Annotated in this window: 15 protein-coding genes; 12 read left to right on the top strand and 3 right to left on the bottom strand. The window is 73.8% G+C overall.

What is annotated here, in order from left to right; all coding sequences use genetic code 11:
* Positions 1-45 precede the first annotated feature (45 nt).
* The 8 genes from ACIQFX_RS30280 (at position 46) to ACIQFX_RS30245 (ending at position 9,246) form a co-directional block, all read left to right on the top strand.
* Positions 46-1,044: a MerR family transcriptional regulator gene (locus tag ACIQFX_RS30280; RefSeq protein ID WP_402469845.1), complete on the top strand. Its 999-nt coding sequence runs from the start codon at positions 46-48 to the stop codon at positions 1,042-1,044.
* A 167-nt stretch (positions 1,045-1,211) separates the two neighbouring features.
* Positions 1,212-1,979, top strand: coding sequence for a GntR family transcriptional regulator (locus tag ACIQFX_RS30275; RefSeq protein WP_402469843.1), 768 nt, complete (start codon positions 1,212-1,214; stop codon positions 1,977-1,979).
* 40 nt (positions 1,980-2,019) lie between these two features.
* Positions 2,020-2,247 (top strand): ferredoxin family protein, encoded by a 228-nt coding sequence (locus ACIQFX_RS30270; RefSeq protein ID WP_017236562.1) that lies wholly within the window; start codon positions 2,020-2,022, stop codon positions 2,245-2,247.
* A gap of 14 nt (positions 2,248-2,261) precedes the next feature.
* Complete coding sequence (locus tag ACIQFX_RS30265) at positions 2,262-3,632, top strand: ABC transporter substrate-binding protein (protein WP_402469840.1); 1,371 nt, start codon at positions 2,262-2,264, stop codon at positions 3,630-3,632.
* 59 nt (positions 3,633-3,691) lie between these two features.
* Positions 3,692-4,540: an ABC transporter permease gene (locus tag ACIQFX_RS30260; RefSeq protein WP_402469980.1), complete on the top strand. Its 849-nt coding sequence runs from the start codon at positions 3,692-3,694 to the stop codon at positions 4,538-4,540.
* Complete coding sequence (locus ACIQFX_RS30255; protein ID WP_402469838.1) at positions 4,537-5,355, top strand: ABC transporter ATP-binding protein; 819 nt, start codon at positions 4,537-4,539, stop codon at positions 5,353-5,355. Before ACIQFX_RS30260 ends, ACIQFX_RS30255 begins: the two co-directional genes overlap by 4 nt.
* Positions 5,356-5,479: 124 nt before the next feature.
* Entirely contained in the window at positions 5,480-8,248 is a 2,769-nt protein-coding gene (locus ACIQFX_RS30250; protein ID WP_402469835.1) for a fumarate reductase/succinate dehydrogenase flavoprotein subunit, read from the top strand.
* 149 nt (positions 8,249-8,397) lie between these two features.
* Complete coding sequence (locus tag ACIQFX_RS30245) at positions 8,398-9,246, top strand: VOC family protein (protein WP_402469832.1); 849 nt, start codon at positions 8,398-8,400, stop codon at positions 9,244-9,246.
* 75 nt (positions 9,247-9,321) lie between these two features.
* Here the strand turns inward: ACIQFX_RS30245 and ACIQFX_RS30240 are convergent, their stop codons facing one another.
* Positions 9,322-9,459, bottom strand: coding sequence for a hypothetical protein (locus ACIQFX_RS30240; protein WP_402469829.1), 138 nt, complete (start codon positions 9,457-9,459; stop codon positions 9,322-9,324).
* On the opposite strand from ACIQFX_RS30240, the gene ACIQFX_RS30235 reads away from it, so the two are divergent.
* The gene (locus ACIQFX_RS30235) at positions 9,448-9,771 is read left to right on the top strand and encodes a hypothetical protein (RefSeq protein WP_402469827.1); all 324 of its coding nucleotides are present in this window, start codon (positions 9,448-9,450) and stop codon (positions 9,769-9,771) included. The two genes, ACIQFX_RS30240 and ACIQFX_RS30235, sit on opposite strands and share 12 nt — an antisense overlap.
* A gap of 186 nt (positions 9,772-9,957) precedes the next feature.
* On the opposite strand, the gene ACIQFX_RS30230 is transcribed toward ACIQFX_RS30235, so the two are convergent.
* A complete protein-coding gene (locus ACIQFX_RS30230) occupies positions 9,958-11,430 on the bottom strand; it encodes an MFS transporter (protein ID WP_402469824.1) in 1,473 nt (490 codons plus the stop codon).
* A 123-nt stretch (positions 11,431-11,553) separates the two neighbouring features.
* On the opposite strand from ACIQFX_RS30230, the gene ACIQFX_RS30225 reads away from it, so the two are divergent.
* Complete coding sequence (locus ACIQFX_RS30225; protein ID WP_402469821.1) at positions 11,554-12,018, top strand: MarR family winged helix-turn-helix transcriptional regulator; 465 nt, start codon at positions 11,554-11,556, stop codon at positions 12,016-12,018.
* 112 nt (positions 12,019-12,130) lie between these two features.
* Here the strand turns inward: ACIQFX_RS30225 and ACIQFX_RS30220 are convergent, their stop codons facing one another.
* Positions 12,131-12,499, bottom strand: coding sequence for a YrdB family protein (locus tag ACIQFX_RS30220; RefSeq protein ID WP_402469818.1), 369 nt, complete (start codon positions 12,497-12,499; stop codon positions 12,131-12,133).
* A 208-nt stretch (positions 12,500-12,707) separates the two neighbouring features.
* Here ACIQFX_RS30220 and ACIQFX_RS30215 point away from each other — a divergent pair, with 208 nt between their 5' ends.
* Entirely contained in the window at positions 12,708-15,686 is a 2,979-nt protein-coding gene (locus ACIQFX_RS30215; protein ID WP_402469815.1) for a carbohydrate binding domain-containing protein, read from the top strand.
* A 326-nt stretch (positions 15,687-16,012) separates the two neighbouring features.
* Positions 16,013-17,809, top strand: coding sequence for a S8 family serine peptidase (locus tag ACIQFX_RS30210; RefSeq protein WP_402469977.1), 1,797 nt, complete (start codon positions 16,013-16,015; stop codon positions 17,807-17,809).
* The last annotated feature ends 55 nt before the right edge of the window (positions 17,810-17,864 follow it).

The following is a 17,864-nucleotide window of genomic DNA, read 5'->3' as shown; positions in this document are numbered from 1 at the left end:
GACGTACGGGTGGATGGCCCCGATTCCCTTGCGGAGGTGCGCGTCGTGTCGCCGGACGGTCTGTGGAGCATCGGGGAGTTGGCGGGGCGCGCGGGGGTCACCGTGAAGACCGTGCGGTTCTACTCCGAGCGGGGCTTGCTGCCGGAGGCGGGGCGGAGTTCGGGCGGGCACCGTCGGTACGGGGCGGAGGCGCTGGAGAGGTTGCGTCTGATCCGCTCCTTGCGCGGACTCGACCTGTCGCTCTCCGAGGTGGAGCGGGTGCTCCCCGGGACGGCGGGCGTACGCGCGGAGGCGGGCGTACGTGAGGAGGCCCGCGTACGCGCGGAGGCGGGCGTACGCGCGGAGGCGCTGGAGGAGGTCGTCGCCGCCGAGTTGCGGCGGGTGGAGGCCCGGTTGGCCGCGTTGCGGTGGCGCGAGGCGTCGCTGCGGCTGGTCCGGGACGGCACGGCGGCGGAGCGGGTCGAGCGGTTGCGGCTGATCGGGGCCGTGGCCGTGCCGCCGGACACGGACGCGATGGCGCGGTTCTGGCGCCGGATCCTGCCGGTGCGGCTTCCGGGGCGGGTGGTGTCGCTGGTCGTCGACGCGGTGGTGCCGCGGCCTCCGCGGGAGCCGGACCCGGAGCAGGTGCTGGCGTTCGCGCGGCTGCACGAGCTGGTGACGGATCCGCGGCTCGCCGGGGCGGAGTTCAGGCCGGCGCCGCCGCTGCCGGACGGGGAGTACCGGCCGGCCGTGCTGTACGAGGGGCTGGCGGAGGCGTACGCGCTGGCCGCGGCGGAGGCGGAGGTGGGGGCGGGGCGCGGGGCGGAGGGCGGTGGGGCGCTGGACTGCTTCGTCTCGGCCTACGCGGTCGCGCGGGGCGAGCCGGACGGCGCGGCGTTCCGGCGCCGGCTCGTCGGGTGGCTCGCGGTGCACGACGGGCCGGTGATCGGCCGGTACTGGAAGCTCGCGGCGGGTCTGTTCGCGCCGGGGGAGCCGGTGCTCGGGGTCCTGCACCATCAGCTGTCCGTCGCGCTGCGGGGTCAGGTCCGGGCGGGGGCGGGCTGAGGCTTCCCACATGATGGGCGGCCGGGCGTCCACGTGGTGGGCGCCGTGGTGGCGGATCTTGTCCTGGGCGGGGAGTCGTCGCAGGTCAGGGGCGTACGGGCGGAGCGTCGGGTGGCGCAATACTGCCGCAACACCACCGGGTCCCGTCGCCCGCTACGTTCCGTCCCATGCCCGCCGAATCCGCCTCCGCAGCCCGCCCCGTCGCCGTAGCCCGCCGTCTGCGGCTGCGGGCCGACCGGGCGCGGCAGCTCGCCGACCTGCTGCGCCACCAGATCCTGGCGGGCCGGTTCCCGGGCGGGGTGCTTCCGCTGGAGGACGCCATCGCCGCGGACTACCGGGCCAGCCGCAACACCGTGCGGCAGGCGCTGGACCTGCTGCGCGGCGAGGGGCTGGTCGAACGGCGGACCGGGGTCGGCACCGTGGTGGTCTGCGAGAAGTTCCCGCACGGCCTGGACCGGCTCCAGGGTCTTGCGGAGACCCTGCGCGAGCACGGGCGGGTCACCAACGAGGTCCGGACGGTGGGGCCGGTGGCCGCGTCCGGGCCGGTGGCGCACCGGTTGGGCCTGCCCGAGCACACGGACGTGCTGTGCGTGGAGCGGTTGCGGCGGCTGAACGGGCTGCCGCTGTCGCTGGACCTGTCGTACCTGCCGATGGACGTCGGCGGTGAACTCCTCGGCTGCGACCTGGAGAACACGGACGTGTTCCGGCTCCTGGAGCAGCTGACCGGCGGGCCGCTCGGGCACGCCGAGATCACCCTCGAGGCCGTCAACGCCGACGCGCACTCGGCCGCCGTGCTCCAGGCTCCGCGCGGGGCCGCGGTCCTGATGCTGGAGCGGCTGACCCGTCTGCCCGACGGGCGCCCGGTGGACCTGGAGTTCATCCGGTTCCGCGGTGACCGCATCACCATGAGCGGCCTGCTGCACCGCTCCCTCTGACCCCGTCGCCCCTTCCCGTACCCCCTTCCTGGAGACAGCCATGCCCCTGGTCCCCCAGCGCGCCGACGTGCCCGTGACCATCGACGAGTCGAAGTGCATCGACGGCTGCACGCTGTGCGTCGACATGTGCCCGCTCGACTCGCTCGCGATCCGCGAGGACGACGGCAAGGCGTACATGCACGTGGACGAGTGCTGGTACTGCGGCCCCTGCGCGGCCCGCTGTCCGACCGGCGCGGTGACCGTCAACATGCCCTACCTGCTCCGGTGAAAGGCCTCCCTCCCATGAAGTCCCGAACGACGTCCCGAAGACTCGCCCCCGCGCTCCCCCTGGCCCTGCTCCTGCCGCTCGCCACCGCCTGCGGCGACGGCTCCGGCGGCGCGGCCGGGTCGTCCGGACCGTCCGGCGGCGGGACGGTCACGGTGACCGTCGGCTACCAGTCGAAGACCATCAACACCGTCACCGCCGGCACCCTGCTGCGCTCCCTCGGCTACTTCGAGCAGGAGCTCGCGGCCGCCAGGAGGAAGGACGGCCGCACCTACCGGGTGGTGTGGCAGGACTACGCGACAGGTGCCCCGATCACCGCGCAGATGACCGCCGGGAAGATCGACATCGGCTCGATGGGCGACTTCCCGCTGCTGATCAACGCGGCGCGCGGAAAGCAGCTCAAGGAGCCGACGCGGCTCGTCGCGGTGACCGGCTACAACCTGCGGGGCGGCCTCAACACCGTGGTCACCGCGCCCGGTTCGCCGCTGCGCACGCTCGCGGACCTGAAGGGCCACAAGGTGTCCACCAGTGTCGGCTCGGCGGCCGACGGCACACTGGTCCGGGCCCTGCGCCGGGCCGGTCTCGACCCGGCGAAGGACGTCGCGAAGCTGAACCAGCAGCCGAGCGTGGGCGCTTCGGCGCTCGCCGCGGGCAGTGCCGACGCGCTGTCGCAGTTCGTCGCCTGGCCGGGCCTGCTCGCCTTCCAGGGGCGGGCGACGGCCCTGTACGACGGGGCCGAGCTGAACCTGCCTACCTTCCACGGGGTCACCGTCCGCGAGGAGTTCGCGAAGGAGCGGCCCGGAGTGCTCGACGCGTTCCTGCGGGCGCAGCGGCGGGCCACGGACGAGCTGCGCGCCCGGCCGGTCGCCGCCGCCGAGTCGGTGGCGAAGGAGACGGGGCTGCCGGCGGAGGTGGTCTACCTCTACAACGGCGCCCAGGGCATCGCCACCTTCGATCCGGAGCTCCGCCCGGAGCTGATCGCCGCGCTCAAGGAGGACGTGCCGGTCCTGAAGGAGGCCGGCCTGGTGAAGGACGTCGACGTCGACGCGTTCGTCGACACCGCGCCGCTGCGCCGGGCCGCTCCGGGCGCCGCCTACCCCGAGGCCGCCGCGGCCCGGCCCGAGCTGTGGCTGCGGGGGCAGGACTCGACGCGGTCGTTCGACAGCCCCGGCGCGCTCCTGAAAGCCGTCAGGGGGGCCGACGTGCGGGCCGCCTACGTTCCGGACGCGGTGACCGGGACGCTCTGGTTCGCGGACCGGGCGGTGTGGGTCGCGGACGGCGGCACGTGGCGCGCCTTCGTGACGCGGGCGGCGGCGGAGCGGTACGTCGCCGGGCACGCCGGCGCCCGGACCGTCGCGTACGCGGACGCCGTGAGGCTCGCCTCGTGAGCGGCGCGATCGCCGGTGGCACCTCCGGCGGCACGGGCCTGACCCGGCGCCTGGTCCGGATGGCGTCCCTCGCCGGGGCGCTGGGACTGTGGCAGCTGCTGACGGCGTACGACGTCGATCTGTGGCTGCGGTTCGAGCAGTTCCCGACCGTCGTCGAGGTCGCCTCCGCGTTCGCCGACCGGGTCGGCACGGAGACCTACCGGCAGGACCTCGGCCACAGTCTGCGCCGGATCGCGGTCGGGTTCCTCCTCGCCGCGGTCCTGGGCGTGGCGGCCGGCACGGCCGTCGCCCGGTCCCGGTGGGCCGCCGACCTCCTGGGCCCGCTGGTGGAGGTGGTGCGGCCGGTGCCGGCCATCGCCCTGGTGCCGGTGGCGATCCTGCTGCTGCCCACCAACGAGCAGGGCATCGTCTTCATCACCTGCGCCGCCGCCCTCTTCCCCGTCCTGGTGTCGACCCGGCACGCGGTGCGGGCCCTGAGCCCGGTGTGGGAGGAGGCCGTGCTCACCCTGGGCGGCGGCCGGGCCCGGGTCCTGTTCTCGGTGGTGCTGCCGGGCGCCCTGCCGGGGATCTTCGGCGGTCTGTCCGTGGGCATCGGCGTCTCGTGGATCTGTGTGATCTCGGCGGAGATGATCTCCGGCGAGTACGGGGTGGGCTACCGCACCTGGCAGGACTACACGGTCGTCGACTACCCCGGGGTGTTCGTCGGCATGGCCACCATCGGCGCCCTCGGCTGGCTCACCTCCACCGCCGTCGAGTCGCTCGGCCGCCGGGTCACCGCCTGGCTGCCGCGCCCGGCCGACCGGTTCGCGCCGGGTCCCACCCGCGCCGCGGCCGCCCCCGCGTCCGCCGCCGCCCCTCGCTCCCCCGTCCTCCTCGCCACCGCACCCGAGAAGGAGCCGGTCCGATGAGCACCGTGAGCCCGTCCGCGTCAGCCGCCACCGCCGCGACGCCGTCCGGGGCGGCCGGCCCCCGCGAACCGGCCGCGCGGGACGGCTCCGTACCGGCGGGCGCGGAACTCGCCCTGCACGGCGTACGGCTCGGCCGTCCCGGCGCGGCGCCCGTGGCGGGGCCCGCCGGTCTGCGGATCGCGCCCGGTGAACTCGTCACCGTGGTCGGCCCGTCCGGCTGCGGGAAGACGACGCTGCTGCGCACCCTCGCCGGGCTGCTGCCGCCGCTGGAGGGCCGGGTCACGCAGGACGGCGAGCCGATCCGCCGGCCCGGCGCGGACCGGGCGCTGGTCTTCCAGCACGACGCGCTGCTGCCCTGGCGGTCGGTCCGCGCCAACGTCGAACTGCCCCTCGCGATCCGCCGGGTCCCGCGGGCCGAGCGGCGCCGCTCGGCGCTGGAGTGGCTGGAGCGGGTCGGGCTCGCCGAGCACGCGCTCAAGCTGCCGCACCAGCTGTCCGGCGGCCAGCGGCAGCGCGTGCAGCTGGCCCGCGCGCTGGCCGGCCGGCCCCGCGCCGTCCTGATGGACGAACCGTTCGGCGCGCTCGACGCGCACACCCGCGCCGGCATGCAGGACCTCCTCGTGGAGATCCTCCGGGGCACGGGCGCGACCGTCGTGTTCGTCACCCACGACGTCGACGAGGCCGTCCACCTCGGCGACCGGATCGTCCTCTTCGCGACGGGCGAGGTACTCGACGTCCCGCGACCCCGCGTACGGGACGCGCACGACGATCCCGCGACGGCGGCCCTGCGCCGCCGCGTCCTCGACTCCCTCTGAGGGCACCGCGCGCCCTCCCCCCTCACCGCGAGCCCACCTCATCACACCCCTTCCCTCATCGGCTTCCGCTCCCCCGTCGACCTCCGCTCCGCGGCCTCCGACGGCCGCTTCGAAAGGCACCCCCGTGGAGACCCTCCTCACCGTCCCCGACCTCGCCGACGCGACCGAGCTCTCCTGCGACGTGCTCGTCGTCGGCGGCGGCACCGCGGGCACGATGGCCGCGCTGACCGCCGCCGAGCGCGGGGCGAACGTCCTGCTCCTGGAGAAGGCGCACGTCCGGCACTCTGGCGCCCTGGCCATGGGCATGGACGGCGTCAACAACGCGGTCGTGCCCGGCCGGGCCGAACCCGACGACTACGTCGCCGAGATCACCCGCGCCAACGACGGCCTCGTGGACCAGTCGACCGTCCGGCAGACGGCGACCCGCGGCTTCGCGATGGTGCGGCGGCTGGAGTCGTACGGGGTGAAGTTCGAGAAGGACGAGCACGGCGAGTACGCGGTCCGGCAGGTGCACCGCTCCGGCTCGTACGTGCTGCCCATGCCGGAGGGCAAGGACGTCAAGAAGGTCCTCTACCGGCAGCTGCGGCGGCGCGAGATGCGGGAGCGGATCCGGATCGAGAACCGGGTCATGCCGGTCCGCGTCCTGACCCGCCCGGAGGACGGCCGGGCCGTCGGAGCGGCCGGATTCCACACCCGTACGGGGGAGTTCGTCGTCGTCAGGGCCGGTGCGGTCGTCCTGGCCACCGGCGCCTGCGGACGGCTCGGCCTGCCCGCCTCCGGCTATCTCTACGGCACGTACGAGAACCCGACCAACGCCGGCGACGGGTACGCCATGGCGTACCACGCGGGCGCGGCGCTGACCGGGATCGAGTGCTTCCAGATCAACCCTCTGATCAAGGACTACAACGGGCCCGCCTGCGCCTACGTGGCCAATCCGTTCGGCGGCTACCAGGTGAACCGGCACGGCGAGCGGTTCGTCGAGTCGGACTACTGGTCGGGGCAGATGATGGCCGAGTTCGCCGCCGAACTCGCCTCGGACCGCGGCCCGGTCTACCTCAAGCTGAGCCACCTGCCCGAGGAGACCGTCGGCGCGGTCGAGTCGATCCTGCACACCACCGAGCGGCCCACCCGGGGCACCTTCCACGCGAACCGCGGGCACGACTACCGCACCCACGACATCGAGATGCACATCTCCGAGATCGGCCTGTGCGGCGGCCACTCCGCCTCGGGGGTACGGGTGGACTCCCGCGCCCGCACCACCGTGCCCCGGCTGTACGCGGCCGGCGACCTGGCCTCCGTACCGCACAACTACATGATCGGGGCGTTCGTCTTCGGCGACCTCGCGGGCGAGGACGCCTCCCGGTACCGGGCGTACGAAGGGGAGTTGGACCCGGCGCAGCTCGCGGCGGCCCACGAGCTCGTCTACCGGCCGCTGCGCCACCCCGACGGCCCGCCGCAGCCGCAGGTCGAGTTCAAGCTGCGCAGGTTCGTCAACGACTACGTGTCGCCGCCCAAGACCGGCGCCCGGCTGTCCCTCGCCGTCGAGGCGTTCACCCGGATGTCGGAGGAGATCGCCGGCATGGGCGCGCGGACCCCGCACGAGCTCATGCGGTGCGCCGAGGTGTCGTTCATCCGCGACTGCGCCGAGATGGCCGCGCGGGCCTCGCTGGCCAGGACCGAGTCCCGCTGGGGGCTGTACCACGAGCGGCTCGACCACCCGGAGCGCGACGACACGGCCTGGCTGCACCACCTCGACCTCCGCAAGTCCCCTTCCGGGGCGATGGAGTTCACCGCCCGACCGGTCGAGCCGTACGTGGTCCCCGTGCCCGGGTTCGCCCCGCCGGGCGGTCCCGAGCGGCACATCGGCGAGGTGGCGCCCGTGCCGGTCGCCACGGCCGGCCCCCGCGACGCCGCCCCGGCGGCCCGCGCGACGGACGCCCCAAACACGGGCGGAGCGGACGCGGGCGCGTCGGGCGAGGGGACCGCGGGTGAGGCGCCGCAGCCCCGGCTGCTCCGTCTGCTGTCGCTCGTCGAGGACTCCCCCGACCTGGCGGCGCTCGATCCGTACCTGGCCGACCCCGACCCGGCGGTCCGGTCCGCCGCCGTCACCGTCCTCGGGGAGACCGCGCCGGCCGGGACGGGGCCCGCGCTGGCCGCGCGGCTGCGGGACGGGTCGCCGCGGGTCCGGGCGGCGGCCGCGGCCGCCCTGCGCGAGCTGGTCGAGGTCCTGCCCGCCGAACCGGTGCTCGGGGCGGGGCTGCGGGAGGCCCTGGGCGTGCCCGACGCGGCCGTGCGGGCCGCCGCCCTCGACGTGCTGCGGGCACTGCGGCTCGGCGACGCGCCGCTGTACGCCGCCGCGCTCGCCGACGGCGTCGTCGACGTCCGGGTGCGGGCCGTACGGGCCCTGGTCGCGGTGGACGCGGTCGCGGAGCTCGCGGTGGCCGCCGGCGATCCGGCGCGCGAGGTGCGGGTCGCGGTGGCCCGCGGCCTGGCCGCCGTGCGGGACGCGGCCCCGGAACCGCTGCTGCCGCTCCTCGGCGACGGCGACCCCCTGGTGCGGGGCGCCGCGCTGGCCTCGCTCGCCGACACGGGCTGCCCGCCGGAGTGCGCGGCGACGGCGGAGGCGGCCCTCGCGGACGCGGCCTGGCAGGTGCGGGCCGGTGCGGCGACGGCACTGCGGGCCGCCCCGGCCGGCGTCGCCGTCCCCGGACTCGCCGGCGCCCTCGCCGACCCGAACGCCGACGTCCGCAAGGCGGCCGTCCTCTCCCTGCTCGCCCACCGGGGCGAGCCCGCGGCCCGTACCGCCCTCGCGGGCGCGTCCGGTGACGCCGACGCCGACGTCCGGGCCTACGCCGCCCGGGCGGCGGCACCGGTCGCGAGCGGCGCCCGCTGAACCCGGGCCGTCCGTGCGGCGCCGTGCGCGGCGTCCCACGGACGGCTCCGCGTCACCCGCACTCCGCACACCCGGACGGGTGGTGGGCGTCGGCATCCGGGTGAGCGCGCGCATGCCCGGCCCGAGGAGCGGGAAGGGGCGCAGGCTGGATGCAGGACGACTTGGAGGTGGTGCCGGTGTCGGGGCCTACGACGACCGGGGACGCGGTGGGCGCGCCGTGCTGGCTGAGCCTGAGCGCGCGTGATCTCGAAGCGGCGGAGCGCTTCTACGGGGCGGTGCTGGGCTGGACGTTCCGGCGGGGCGGCCTGGACGACGCGTTCGCGGTGGGCGAGCTGGGCGGGGTGCCGGTGGCCGGGATCGCGCCGGTGGCGGCCGAGCTGGCCGTTCCGGTGGCGTGGACGGCGTTCTTCTCGGTGGCCGACGCCGACGCGGCGGTGGCGCGGATCCGGGAGCGCGGCGGCACCGTCGGCGTCGGTCCCGTCGCCTATCCGCCCCGGGGACGCGCGGCGCTGGCCACCGACCGCGAGGGTGCGGCGTTCGGGGTGTGGGAGGGGCCCACGGAGTCCCGCTGGCACGTCGACGAGTACGCGGCCCCGGCCTGGCTGGAGCTGCACACCCGGGACGCGTTCGAGGCGGCCGTGTTCTACGGCGAGGTGCTGCGCTGGACGGAGGGTTCGCCGGGCCGGCTGGAAGTGTCGTACGAGCAGGACAAGGTGGTGCTGCGGCGGGACGGCGAGGCCGTCGCCCGGCTGAACAGCGGCCCGGTCGAGTCCGCGTCGCCCCGGCCCCAGCTGCGGCCGCGGTGGCTGGCCTGCTTCCGGGTGCCCGACCCCCGGGCCGCCACGGAGGCGGTGGTGGCCCACGGCGGGTCGGTCGTGCAGGGCGGCGACTGGGGCGGGGTCCGCGGCCCCGAGGACTCGGACGGGCGCCGGGTGGCGGTGCGGGACCCGGACGGGGCGCTGTTCACCCTGGCGGTGGCCGAGGAGCGGAAGGCCTGAGCGGTGCGGGGACGGGGGCTCGGGTCCGTGGCCCGTCCCCGCACCGGCGGGACGCCCCCGGCCGCCGGTCGGCGGTCAGGGGCGGTGGGTGCGGGCCGCTCGGCGCGCCAGGAGGCGGGCCCGCTGGTCCGGGGCGGTCGCGAGGTCGATCGCGGTCCACGCCATGGCGAGACCACCGCCCGGCGACGCCTGGCCCGGCTGATGGGGTCGCACGTCCTGCACCTGCGACTGCACGCCGATCCCGCGGTCCTCGGCTATCCCGTGGAGGCCCGCTTCCGGCTCGGCGTCCCGCACCGCGAACTCGCCCCCGCGATCCGCCTGCTCGCGGGCGAGCCGGCCCTCCGCCACCTCGTCGTCACCAGCGGCGCGACCAGCCTGCTCGGCTGCTCCGGCCACCGCGACACCCGCGACTTCCAGGAGTTCGCCGCCCGGGTCTTCCCGCGGCTCCGGGGCGTGACGTCGACGGAGACGGCCCTGCTCATGCGGACGTACAGGCGGGCGGGCTTCACGTCGGGCGGGGGGTGACCCGGCGGTCCGCGGCGGTCGGAAGGGGCGACGGCAAGGACCCCGACGTCCGCCTCTGCGCGGTCGTCGGGGTCCTCGGGGTCCTCGGGGTCCGGTGTACGCCCCGGCCGGAGCCGGGCGCCGGACCGGGGCGGTGCCGTCGCGCGCCGTCCCTACGTGCGCGGCGGCACCGCCCGGTACCGGGTGTCAGGCCGCGGCCGCTCCGGTGGCGGTGCGCGGCGTGGTGCCGGATTCCGCCGCGGCCCGGTCGTCGGCGCCGCCGGCGGACGGGGCCTTCACGGGGATGAGGGCGGCGACCACCGCGGCGACGAGGCCGACGCCGCAGCCGATGAGCAGGGCGACCCGGAAGCCGTCCTCGGAGGGCAGGACGTGGCCGCCGAGGACGGTGGTCATCTGGGCGAGGACGACGCCGATGACGGCGGCCGAGACGGACGTGCCGATGGAGCGCATCAGGGTGTTGAAGCTGTTGGCCGACGCGGTCTCCTCCTGCGGCACGGCGCCCATGATGAGGGCGGGCATGGCTCCGTAGGCGAGGCCGACGCCCGTGTTGCAGATGAGCGTCACGACGAGCAGGCCCCAGGTGGAGCCCATCAGGGCGAGGGAGGAGCCGTACCCGGCGGAGATGACGAGGGCGCCGACGGCGAGGGTGACCTTGGGGCCGCGGGCGGCCGAGAGCTTGGCGCCGAGCGGGGCGAGGAGCATCATCATCAGGCCCGCCGGGGCCATCCAGAGGCCCATCGCCATCATGGACTGGCCGAGGCCGTAGCCGGTGGCCTCGGGCAGCTGGAACAGCTGGGGCACCACCAGCGACTGCGCGTACATGGCGAAGCCCACCAGGACCGACGCCATGTTGGTCATCAGGACGACGGGGCGGGCGGTGACCCGCAGGTCGACGAGCGGGTCGCGGGTGCGCAGCTCCCACGCGCCCCAGGCGAGGAGCACGACGGCCGCGACGGCGAACAGGCCGAGGGTGGTGCCGCTGCCCCAGCCCCAGGTCGCGCCCTTGGAGACGGCGAGCAGCAGGGCGACGAGCCCGACGCCGAGGCCGAGCGCGCCGGGTGCGTCGAAGCGGCCCGGGGCCGGGTTGCGTCGGCCCGTGGGGGCGACGCGCCAGATGAGGACGCCGACCAGGGCGCTGAGTCCGGCGGCGACCCAGAAGAGGACCCGCCAGCTGGCGTTCTCGGCGACGGCCGCGGAGAACGGCAGGCCGAGGGCGCCGCCGACACCCATGGAGGCGCTCATCAGGGCGATGGACCCGCCGAGCTTCTCGGGCGGCAGGATGTCGCGCAGCAGGCTGATGCCGAGGGGGACGACGCCCATGCCGAGGCCCTGGAGTCCGCGACCGACGATCATCGGGACGACGGAGGAGGCGAGGGCGCACACGATCGAGCCGGCGATCAGCGGGATCACCGAGACGAGCAGGACGCGCCGCTTGCCGAGGGTGTCGCCGAGCCGCCCGGCGACGGGGGTGGCGACGGCGCCGGCGAGCAGGGTCGCGGTGATCACCCACGAGGCGTCGGACGCGGTGGTGTCGAGCAGCCTGGGGAGGTCGCCGATGAGCGGCACCACCAGCGTCTGCATGAGCGCGGCCACGATGCCCGCGAGCGCGAGGACGCCGACGACGCCTCCGGGTCGGGCGTCGGGCTTGGAGCCGTCCACGGGTTCTCCCTCGGTCTTGCACGGTGGTTCCGCACGTGATTCGTTATGCATCATGCACATCAATGGCGCCATACACAAGCTGTGCATGATGCACATCCCTCTGTCGCGAGAGAGAATGCCCCCATGGACAAGCCCGTGGACAAGCCCACCCACCTGGTCGAATTCGAGACCATGCTGCTCAGCAGGCACACGCACCTGTACGCGCCCCGCTCCCGCGGCGGCGCCCAGCTCGACCGCAGCGCCTACGTCCTCCTGAGCCGCATCCGCATACACGGCCCCCTGTCCATCGGCCAGCTCAGCGAGGCCTTCGGCCTCGACGCCTCCACCCTCAACCGCCAGACCGCCGCCATGCTCCGCGCCGGCCTCGTCGAACGCATCCCCGACCCCGACGGCGGCATCGCCCGCAAGTTCCGCATCACCGAGGAGGGCGAACGCCGCCTCGACGCCGACCGCACCTCCAACATCGAGGGCCTCGAACGCGTCATGGAGCACTGGCCCTCCGAGGACGTCGCCGAGTTCGCCGCCTTCCTCGAACGCTTCAACCGCGACATCGAACGCCTCGAAGGCCGCCCCTGGCCGCGCCCCTGAGCGGGAACACGCCCCGCCTCCACGCCCGTCGCCGCGAGGCAGGGCGGACCCCGCCCCGCCGCCCCCTCCTCACGGGCGGGGACGTCACCGCCTCCGAGTGACAGGCCGCCCGTCAGGCTCCGCGTCGCATCGCGGCCTGCCGGTCGGCCGTCGCCAGGGCGGTGTTGAGGAGTACCACGACGGCGAAGGCGAGGGCCGCCGACGGGCGGTCGAGGGCATGGAGGGCGAGGGCCGCCGCGCCGAAGACGAGGGCCTTGACGACGAGAACTCCCGGGATCGGCAGGGGGATACGGGCCTTGGGGGCGGCGAAGAGGCCCCAGACGAAGGCGGCGAGGGCGGGCGCCGCGACGGCGAGGAGCAGCCGGAGGGCCACGTTGTCCGCGGCGTCCCAACCCCACCAGGCCAGGACGGCCAGGGCCGCGAGTTCCAGCAGGAACGCCAGCCCTTCGTTGAACACGTGCAGCGGGCCGGGCAACTTCATCGGGATCCCCCTCGACTTCGATCACGCGCGCGAACAGGCCGAGCCTAGAGGGCACTTCCGACAGAAGTCTTTACCGCGGGGCGGCGGCGGCGGTAACTTCCCGCCGACGCAAAACGTTTCTGAAACTTTCCGACTGTGTTTCCAGCGGTGCTGATCCCCATCCCCCCAACCGGCCCGCACGGAACGCGCCCCTGCTGGGAGAAATCCGATGACCCGCACCCCCACACGGCCGCCCGGACGCCCGGTGGCCGTCCTGGCCGTGGCCGCCGGCCTGCTCGGCCTGCTCGCGGCACCACCCGACGAACCCTCGCCGCGGACCGCGCCGGCCGCCGCCGTCGCCGAGAACACGGCGACGGTCTTCTACTGGACGAAGACGAAGAACTGGGCCGCCCACAACCTGCATTACGCCCCCGACGGGGGCGCGTGGACCACCGTCCCCGGCGTCGCCATGGAGGCCGCCTGTACGGACTGGGTGAAGAAGACGGTCAGCCTCGGCACGGCCACCGGGCTGCAGGCGACCTTCAACAACGGCACCGGCACCTGGGACAACAACGGCGGCCGGAACTACGCCCTGGGCACCGGCGCGATCACCGTCAAGGACGGGGTCGTCGCCCACTCGGACCCCTGTGCAGGCACCACGCCCACGCCGTCCGCCAAGGCCACGGTGTACTACTCCACCGAGACGCTCGGCTGGTCCACCGCGAACATCCACTACCAGCCCGCGGGCGGTTCCTGGACGGCCGTGCCCGGCGTCGGCATGCAGGCGGCCTGCGCCGGCTGGTGGAAGCGGGAGATCGACCTCGGGACGGCGACGTCCTTCAAGGCCGCGTTCAACAACGGCAACGGCACCTGGGACAACAACGGCGGCGCGGACTACGCCGCCGGAACGGGCGTCAGCACCGTGCGGAACAACGTGGTGACGGCGAACGCGGTCGACCCGTGCGCCGCCGCGACGCCCGACACGCAGGCACCGACGGCCCCCGGGCGCGTCACCGCCGCCGCCGACGGCGTCTCGGTCCTGCTCGCCTGGGACCCCGCCACCGACGACCGGGGCGTGACGAAGTACCAGGTCACCCGGGTCGGCGGCAGCGGCGGCACGGTCGTGACCGACGTCGGCTCCACCGTGTACTCCGACACGGGCCTGGCCGAGCGGACCGCGTACACCTACACGGTGAAGGCCGTGGACGCGGCCGGGAACGTCTCCGCCGCCTCGGCCTCCGCGACCGCCACCACCGGCGACAGGCCGGCGACCCCCGCCACCGGGAAGCCGCTGGGCACCGACCCCCGCAAGGACCCGATCTACTTCGTCCTCACCGCCCGCTTCTACGACGGCGACGCGTCGAACAACCGCGGCGGCAGCCAGCACGTCAAGTCGGGCAACGCGGCCAACGACGACCCCATGTTCCGGGGCGACTTCAAGGGCCTCGTCCAGAAGCTCGACTACGTCAAGGCGCTCGGCTTCTCGGCGATATGGGTCACCCCGGTGGTCCTCAACCGGTCCGACTACGACCACCACGGCTACCACGGCTACGACTTCTACAAGGTCGACCCGCGCCTGGAGTCGGCCGGCGCCTCCTACCAGGACCTCATCGACGCCGCCCACGCCAAGGGCATGAAGATCTACCAGGACGTCGTCTACAACCACTCCTCCCGCTGGGGCGCCAAGGGCCTGTTCACCCCGACCGTCTACGGCGTCCGGGACAGCCAGTGGAGCTGGTACTACGACGAGAAGCAGCCCGGCTTCGAGTACGACGGCCTGACGGTCGACGCGAAGTCCGGCAAGTCGTACTACAACGGCGACCTGTGGTCGACGGCCGAGCCGACCGGCAACACCTGCCTCAACTGGGGCAAGCCGACCGGCGGCAAGAGCGCCGAGGGGTACACCGTCTACAACTGCCAGTGGCCGAGCCCGACCTCCGGCATGTTCCCGAAGGCGCTGTACCACCAGTGCTGGATCGGCAACTGGGAGGGCGAGGACTCCCGTTCCTGCTGGCTGCACGAGGACCTGGCCGACTTCAACACCGAGAACCCCGCCGTCCAGAGCTACCTGATCGGCGCCTACAACAAGTACATCGACATGGGCGTCGACGGCTTCCGCGTCGACACCGCCGTGCACATCCCCCGCACCACCTGGAACCGTCGCTTCCTGCCCGCCATCCAGGAACGGGTGACACAACGTCACGGAGCGGCGGCGGCAGCGAACTTCTTCGTCTTCGGCGAGGTCGCCGCGTTCGTCAACGACAAGTGGAACCGCGGCTCGGTGAACCACTCGGCGCAGTTCTACACGTGGAAGGAGCGCAAGGAGTACGACATCGACGACGCCAAGGCCGCTCTGGAGATGTACGACTACGAGCAGCAGCAGGGCACCGGCAACCAGCCCACGTCGACCAACGCGTTCCTGAGCGGGAACAGCTACCACACTCCGGACCACAGCCGGTTCTCCGGCATGAACGTCATCGACATGCGCATGCACATGAACTTCGGTGACGCCTTCAACGCCTTCTCCAACGGCAAGGACTCGGACGACAGTTACAACGACGCCACCTACAACGTCGTCTACGTCGACAGCCACGACTACGGCCCGAACAAGTCGAGCGAGCGGTACACGGGCGGCACCGACGCCTGGGCCGAGAACATGTCCCTGATGTGGACGTTCCGCGGCATCCCGACGCTCTACTACGGCTCCGAGATCGAGTTCCAGAAGGGGAAGAAGATCGACTGCGGGCCGACCTGCCCGCTCGCCACCACCGGCCGCGCCTACTACGGCGAGCACCTCGCCGGCTCCGTCACGACCTCCGACTTCTCCCAGGTCTCGGCGGCCTCCGGCGCCGTCGCCACCACGCTCCAGCAGCCCCTGGTCCAGCACGTGCAGCGGCTCAACCAGATCCGCCGCGCGATCCCGGCGCTCCAGACGGGGCAGTACTCCACCGAGGGCATCTCGGGCGGCATGGCCTTCAAGCGCCGCTACACCAGCGGTTCCACGGACAGCTTCGCCCTGGTCACGGTCTCCGGCGGCGCCACCTTCTCCGGCGTCCCGAACGGCACCTACACCGACGCCGTCACCGGCGACGTCCGCACGGTCACCAACGGCACCCTCACGGTCGCCGCACCCGGCAAGGGCAACCTGCGCGTGTACGTGCTGAACGGTCCGGGCAGGATCGGCGCCTCGGGCCCGTACCTGAAGTAGCGCACCCGGTGCGGGGCGGCCCCACCCGCCCCGTACCCCCGCCGCACTCCCCCGGCGCCGTCCTCCGTCGCGCGGCGCGGTCGCCTCCGCACACCCCGGGAACGAAAGGGGCGGGAGGGAGGATAGGTGCACCTTCCAGGCGCCGCTAGATCAACAGTGCGTCACACGAACAGGCTTTTCGGACAGAACACTTCCCTCCGCCCGAAGAGTCTGGGATCTTGCGTCCACCCCACACATCACAGGGCCCGGCCGGCGCCACCCGCGCCACCGGGTCATCGGAGGACGCATTGTTTTCCCACATATCCAGCCGGTTGAGGGCCTCGGCCATCGCCGTCGCAGCGCTCGGTACGACCGTGGCGCTCGCCGCCCCCGCCGGATTCGCCCAGGCAGCAACGTCGGACACCGCGCCCGTCGCGGCGAGTTCGGCGGGGGCGACCCAGGCCAGGACGGCCACCAAGGCCACCCGGACCGCCGCGTCGTCGGCGGCCTGGGTCGCGGGCACCCGCGCCTACCTGGTCATCACCGCACCCGGCGGCACCGCCGCGGTGAGCGGTGCCGTGACGAGCAACGGCGGTTCGGTGTTCGCCTCGTACGACGCGATCGGCGTGATCGTGGCGCACTCGGCGTCGTCGTCGTTCGCCGCGTCGATGCGCACGGTCAGCGGAGTCCAGCAGGTCGGCGCGACCCGGACGTCCGACGTCCCGGCCGACGCCTACAACCCGGCGCTCCCGGCGAACCCGTCGCAGTCCGCGACGACGCTGACGGAGTCCAACCGCTGGGACATGACCCAGATCAAGGCCGACCAGGCCTGGGCGGTCACCACCGGTTCGGCGTCGGTGAAGGTCGGCGTCCTGGACACCGGCGTCGACGACCAGCACCAGGACATCGCGCCCAACTTCAACGCCGCCGACTCGGCCTCCTGCGCCTACGGCAAGGCGGACACCCGCACGGGCGCCTGGCGTGACGTCGGCACCCACGGCACGCACGTCGCGGGCACGGTCGCGGCCGCCAAGAACGGCAAGGGCGTCATCGGCGTCGCGCCCGGCGTGAAGATCTCCTCGGTCCGCATCGCGGAGCCGGGCAGCAGTCTGTTCTTCGCGGAGAACACGATCTGCGGCTTCATGTGGGCCGGTGACCACGGCTTCAAGGTCACCAACAACAGCTACTACACGGACCCGTGGCAGTTCAACTGCCCGGACAACGTGGACCAGGCCGCCATCATCGAGGGCGTCCGCCGGGCCCAGGTGTACGCCGAGGGCAAGGGCTCGCTCCAGGTGGCCGCCGCCGGCAACTCCAACTACGACCTGGCGAACAAGACGACCGACTCCGAGAGCCCCAACGACTCGACGCCGGTCACCCGCACGATCACCAACGCCTGCATCGACATCCCGACCGAGCTGCCGGGCGTCGTGACCGTCGCCTCGCAGGCCAGCGGCGGCGCGAAGGCCTCGTACTCGAACTTCGGCAACGGCGTCATCGACATCGCGGCGCCGGGCGGCGACGGCACCACCCAGGTGTACTCGACGCTGCCGGGCGGCAAGTACGGCAACATGAGCGGCACCTCGATGGCATCCCCGCACGTCGCCGGTGTGGCGGCGCTGATCGCGAGCAAGAACCCGACGTTCACGCCGGCGCAGATCCGTGACCAGCTCGGTGTCCAGGCCAACGACCGGGCGTGCCCGTCGGACGCCCGCTGCACGGGCACCGCGGCGAAGAACGGGTTCTTCGGCGAGGGCGCGGTCGACGCCCTGAAGGCCGTCGGGGGCAGCACCCCGCCGCCCGGCGCGTACTTCGAGAACCTCACCGACGTCACGATCTCGGACAACGCCACGGTCGAGAGCTCGATCACGGTCAGCGGGGTGACGGGCAACGCCCCGGCGACCCTCAAGGTCGGCGTGGACATCAAGCACACCTACATCGGTGACCTGAAGGTCGACCTCGTCGCCCCCGACGGCACGGTGTACACCCTGCACAACCGCACCGGCAGCGGCACCGACAACATCGCGCAGACCTACACGGTCAACGCGTCGGCGGAGGTCGCGAACGGCGTCTGGAAGCTTCGCGTGAACGACAACGCGAGCGCGGACACGGGCAGGATCGACGCCTGGAACCTGACCTTCTAGTACGTCCCGACCCGGGGAACGGGGCCGGAGCCGCCATGGCTCCGGCCCCGTTCGC

It is taken from the genome of Streptomyces sp. NPDC093089, from assembly GCF_044754405.1.
GTDB lineage: Bacteria > Actinomycetota > Actinomycetes > Streptomycetales > Streptomycetaceae > Streptomyces.
This window is presented reverse-complemented; position numbering and strand designations above follow the sequence as displayed.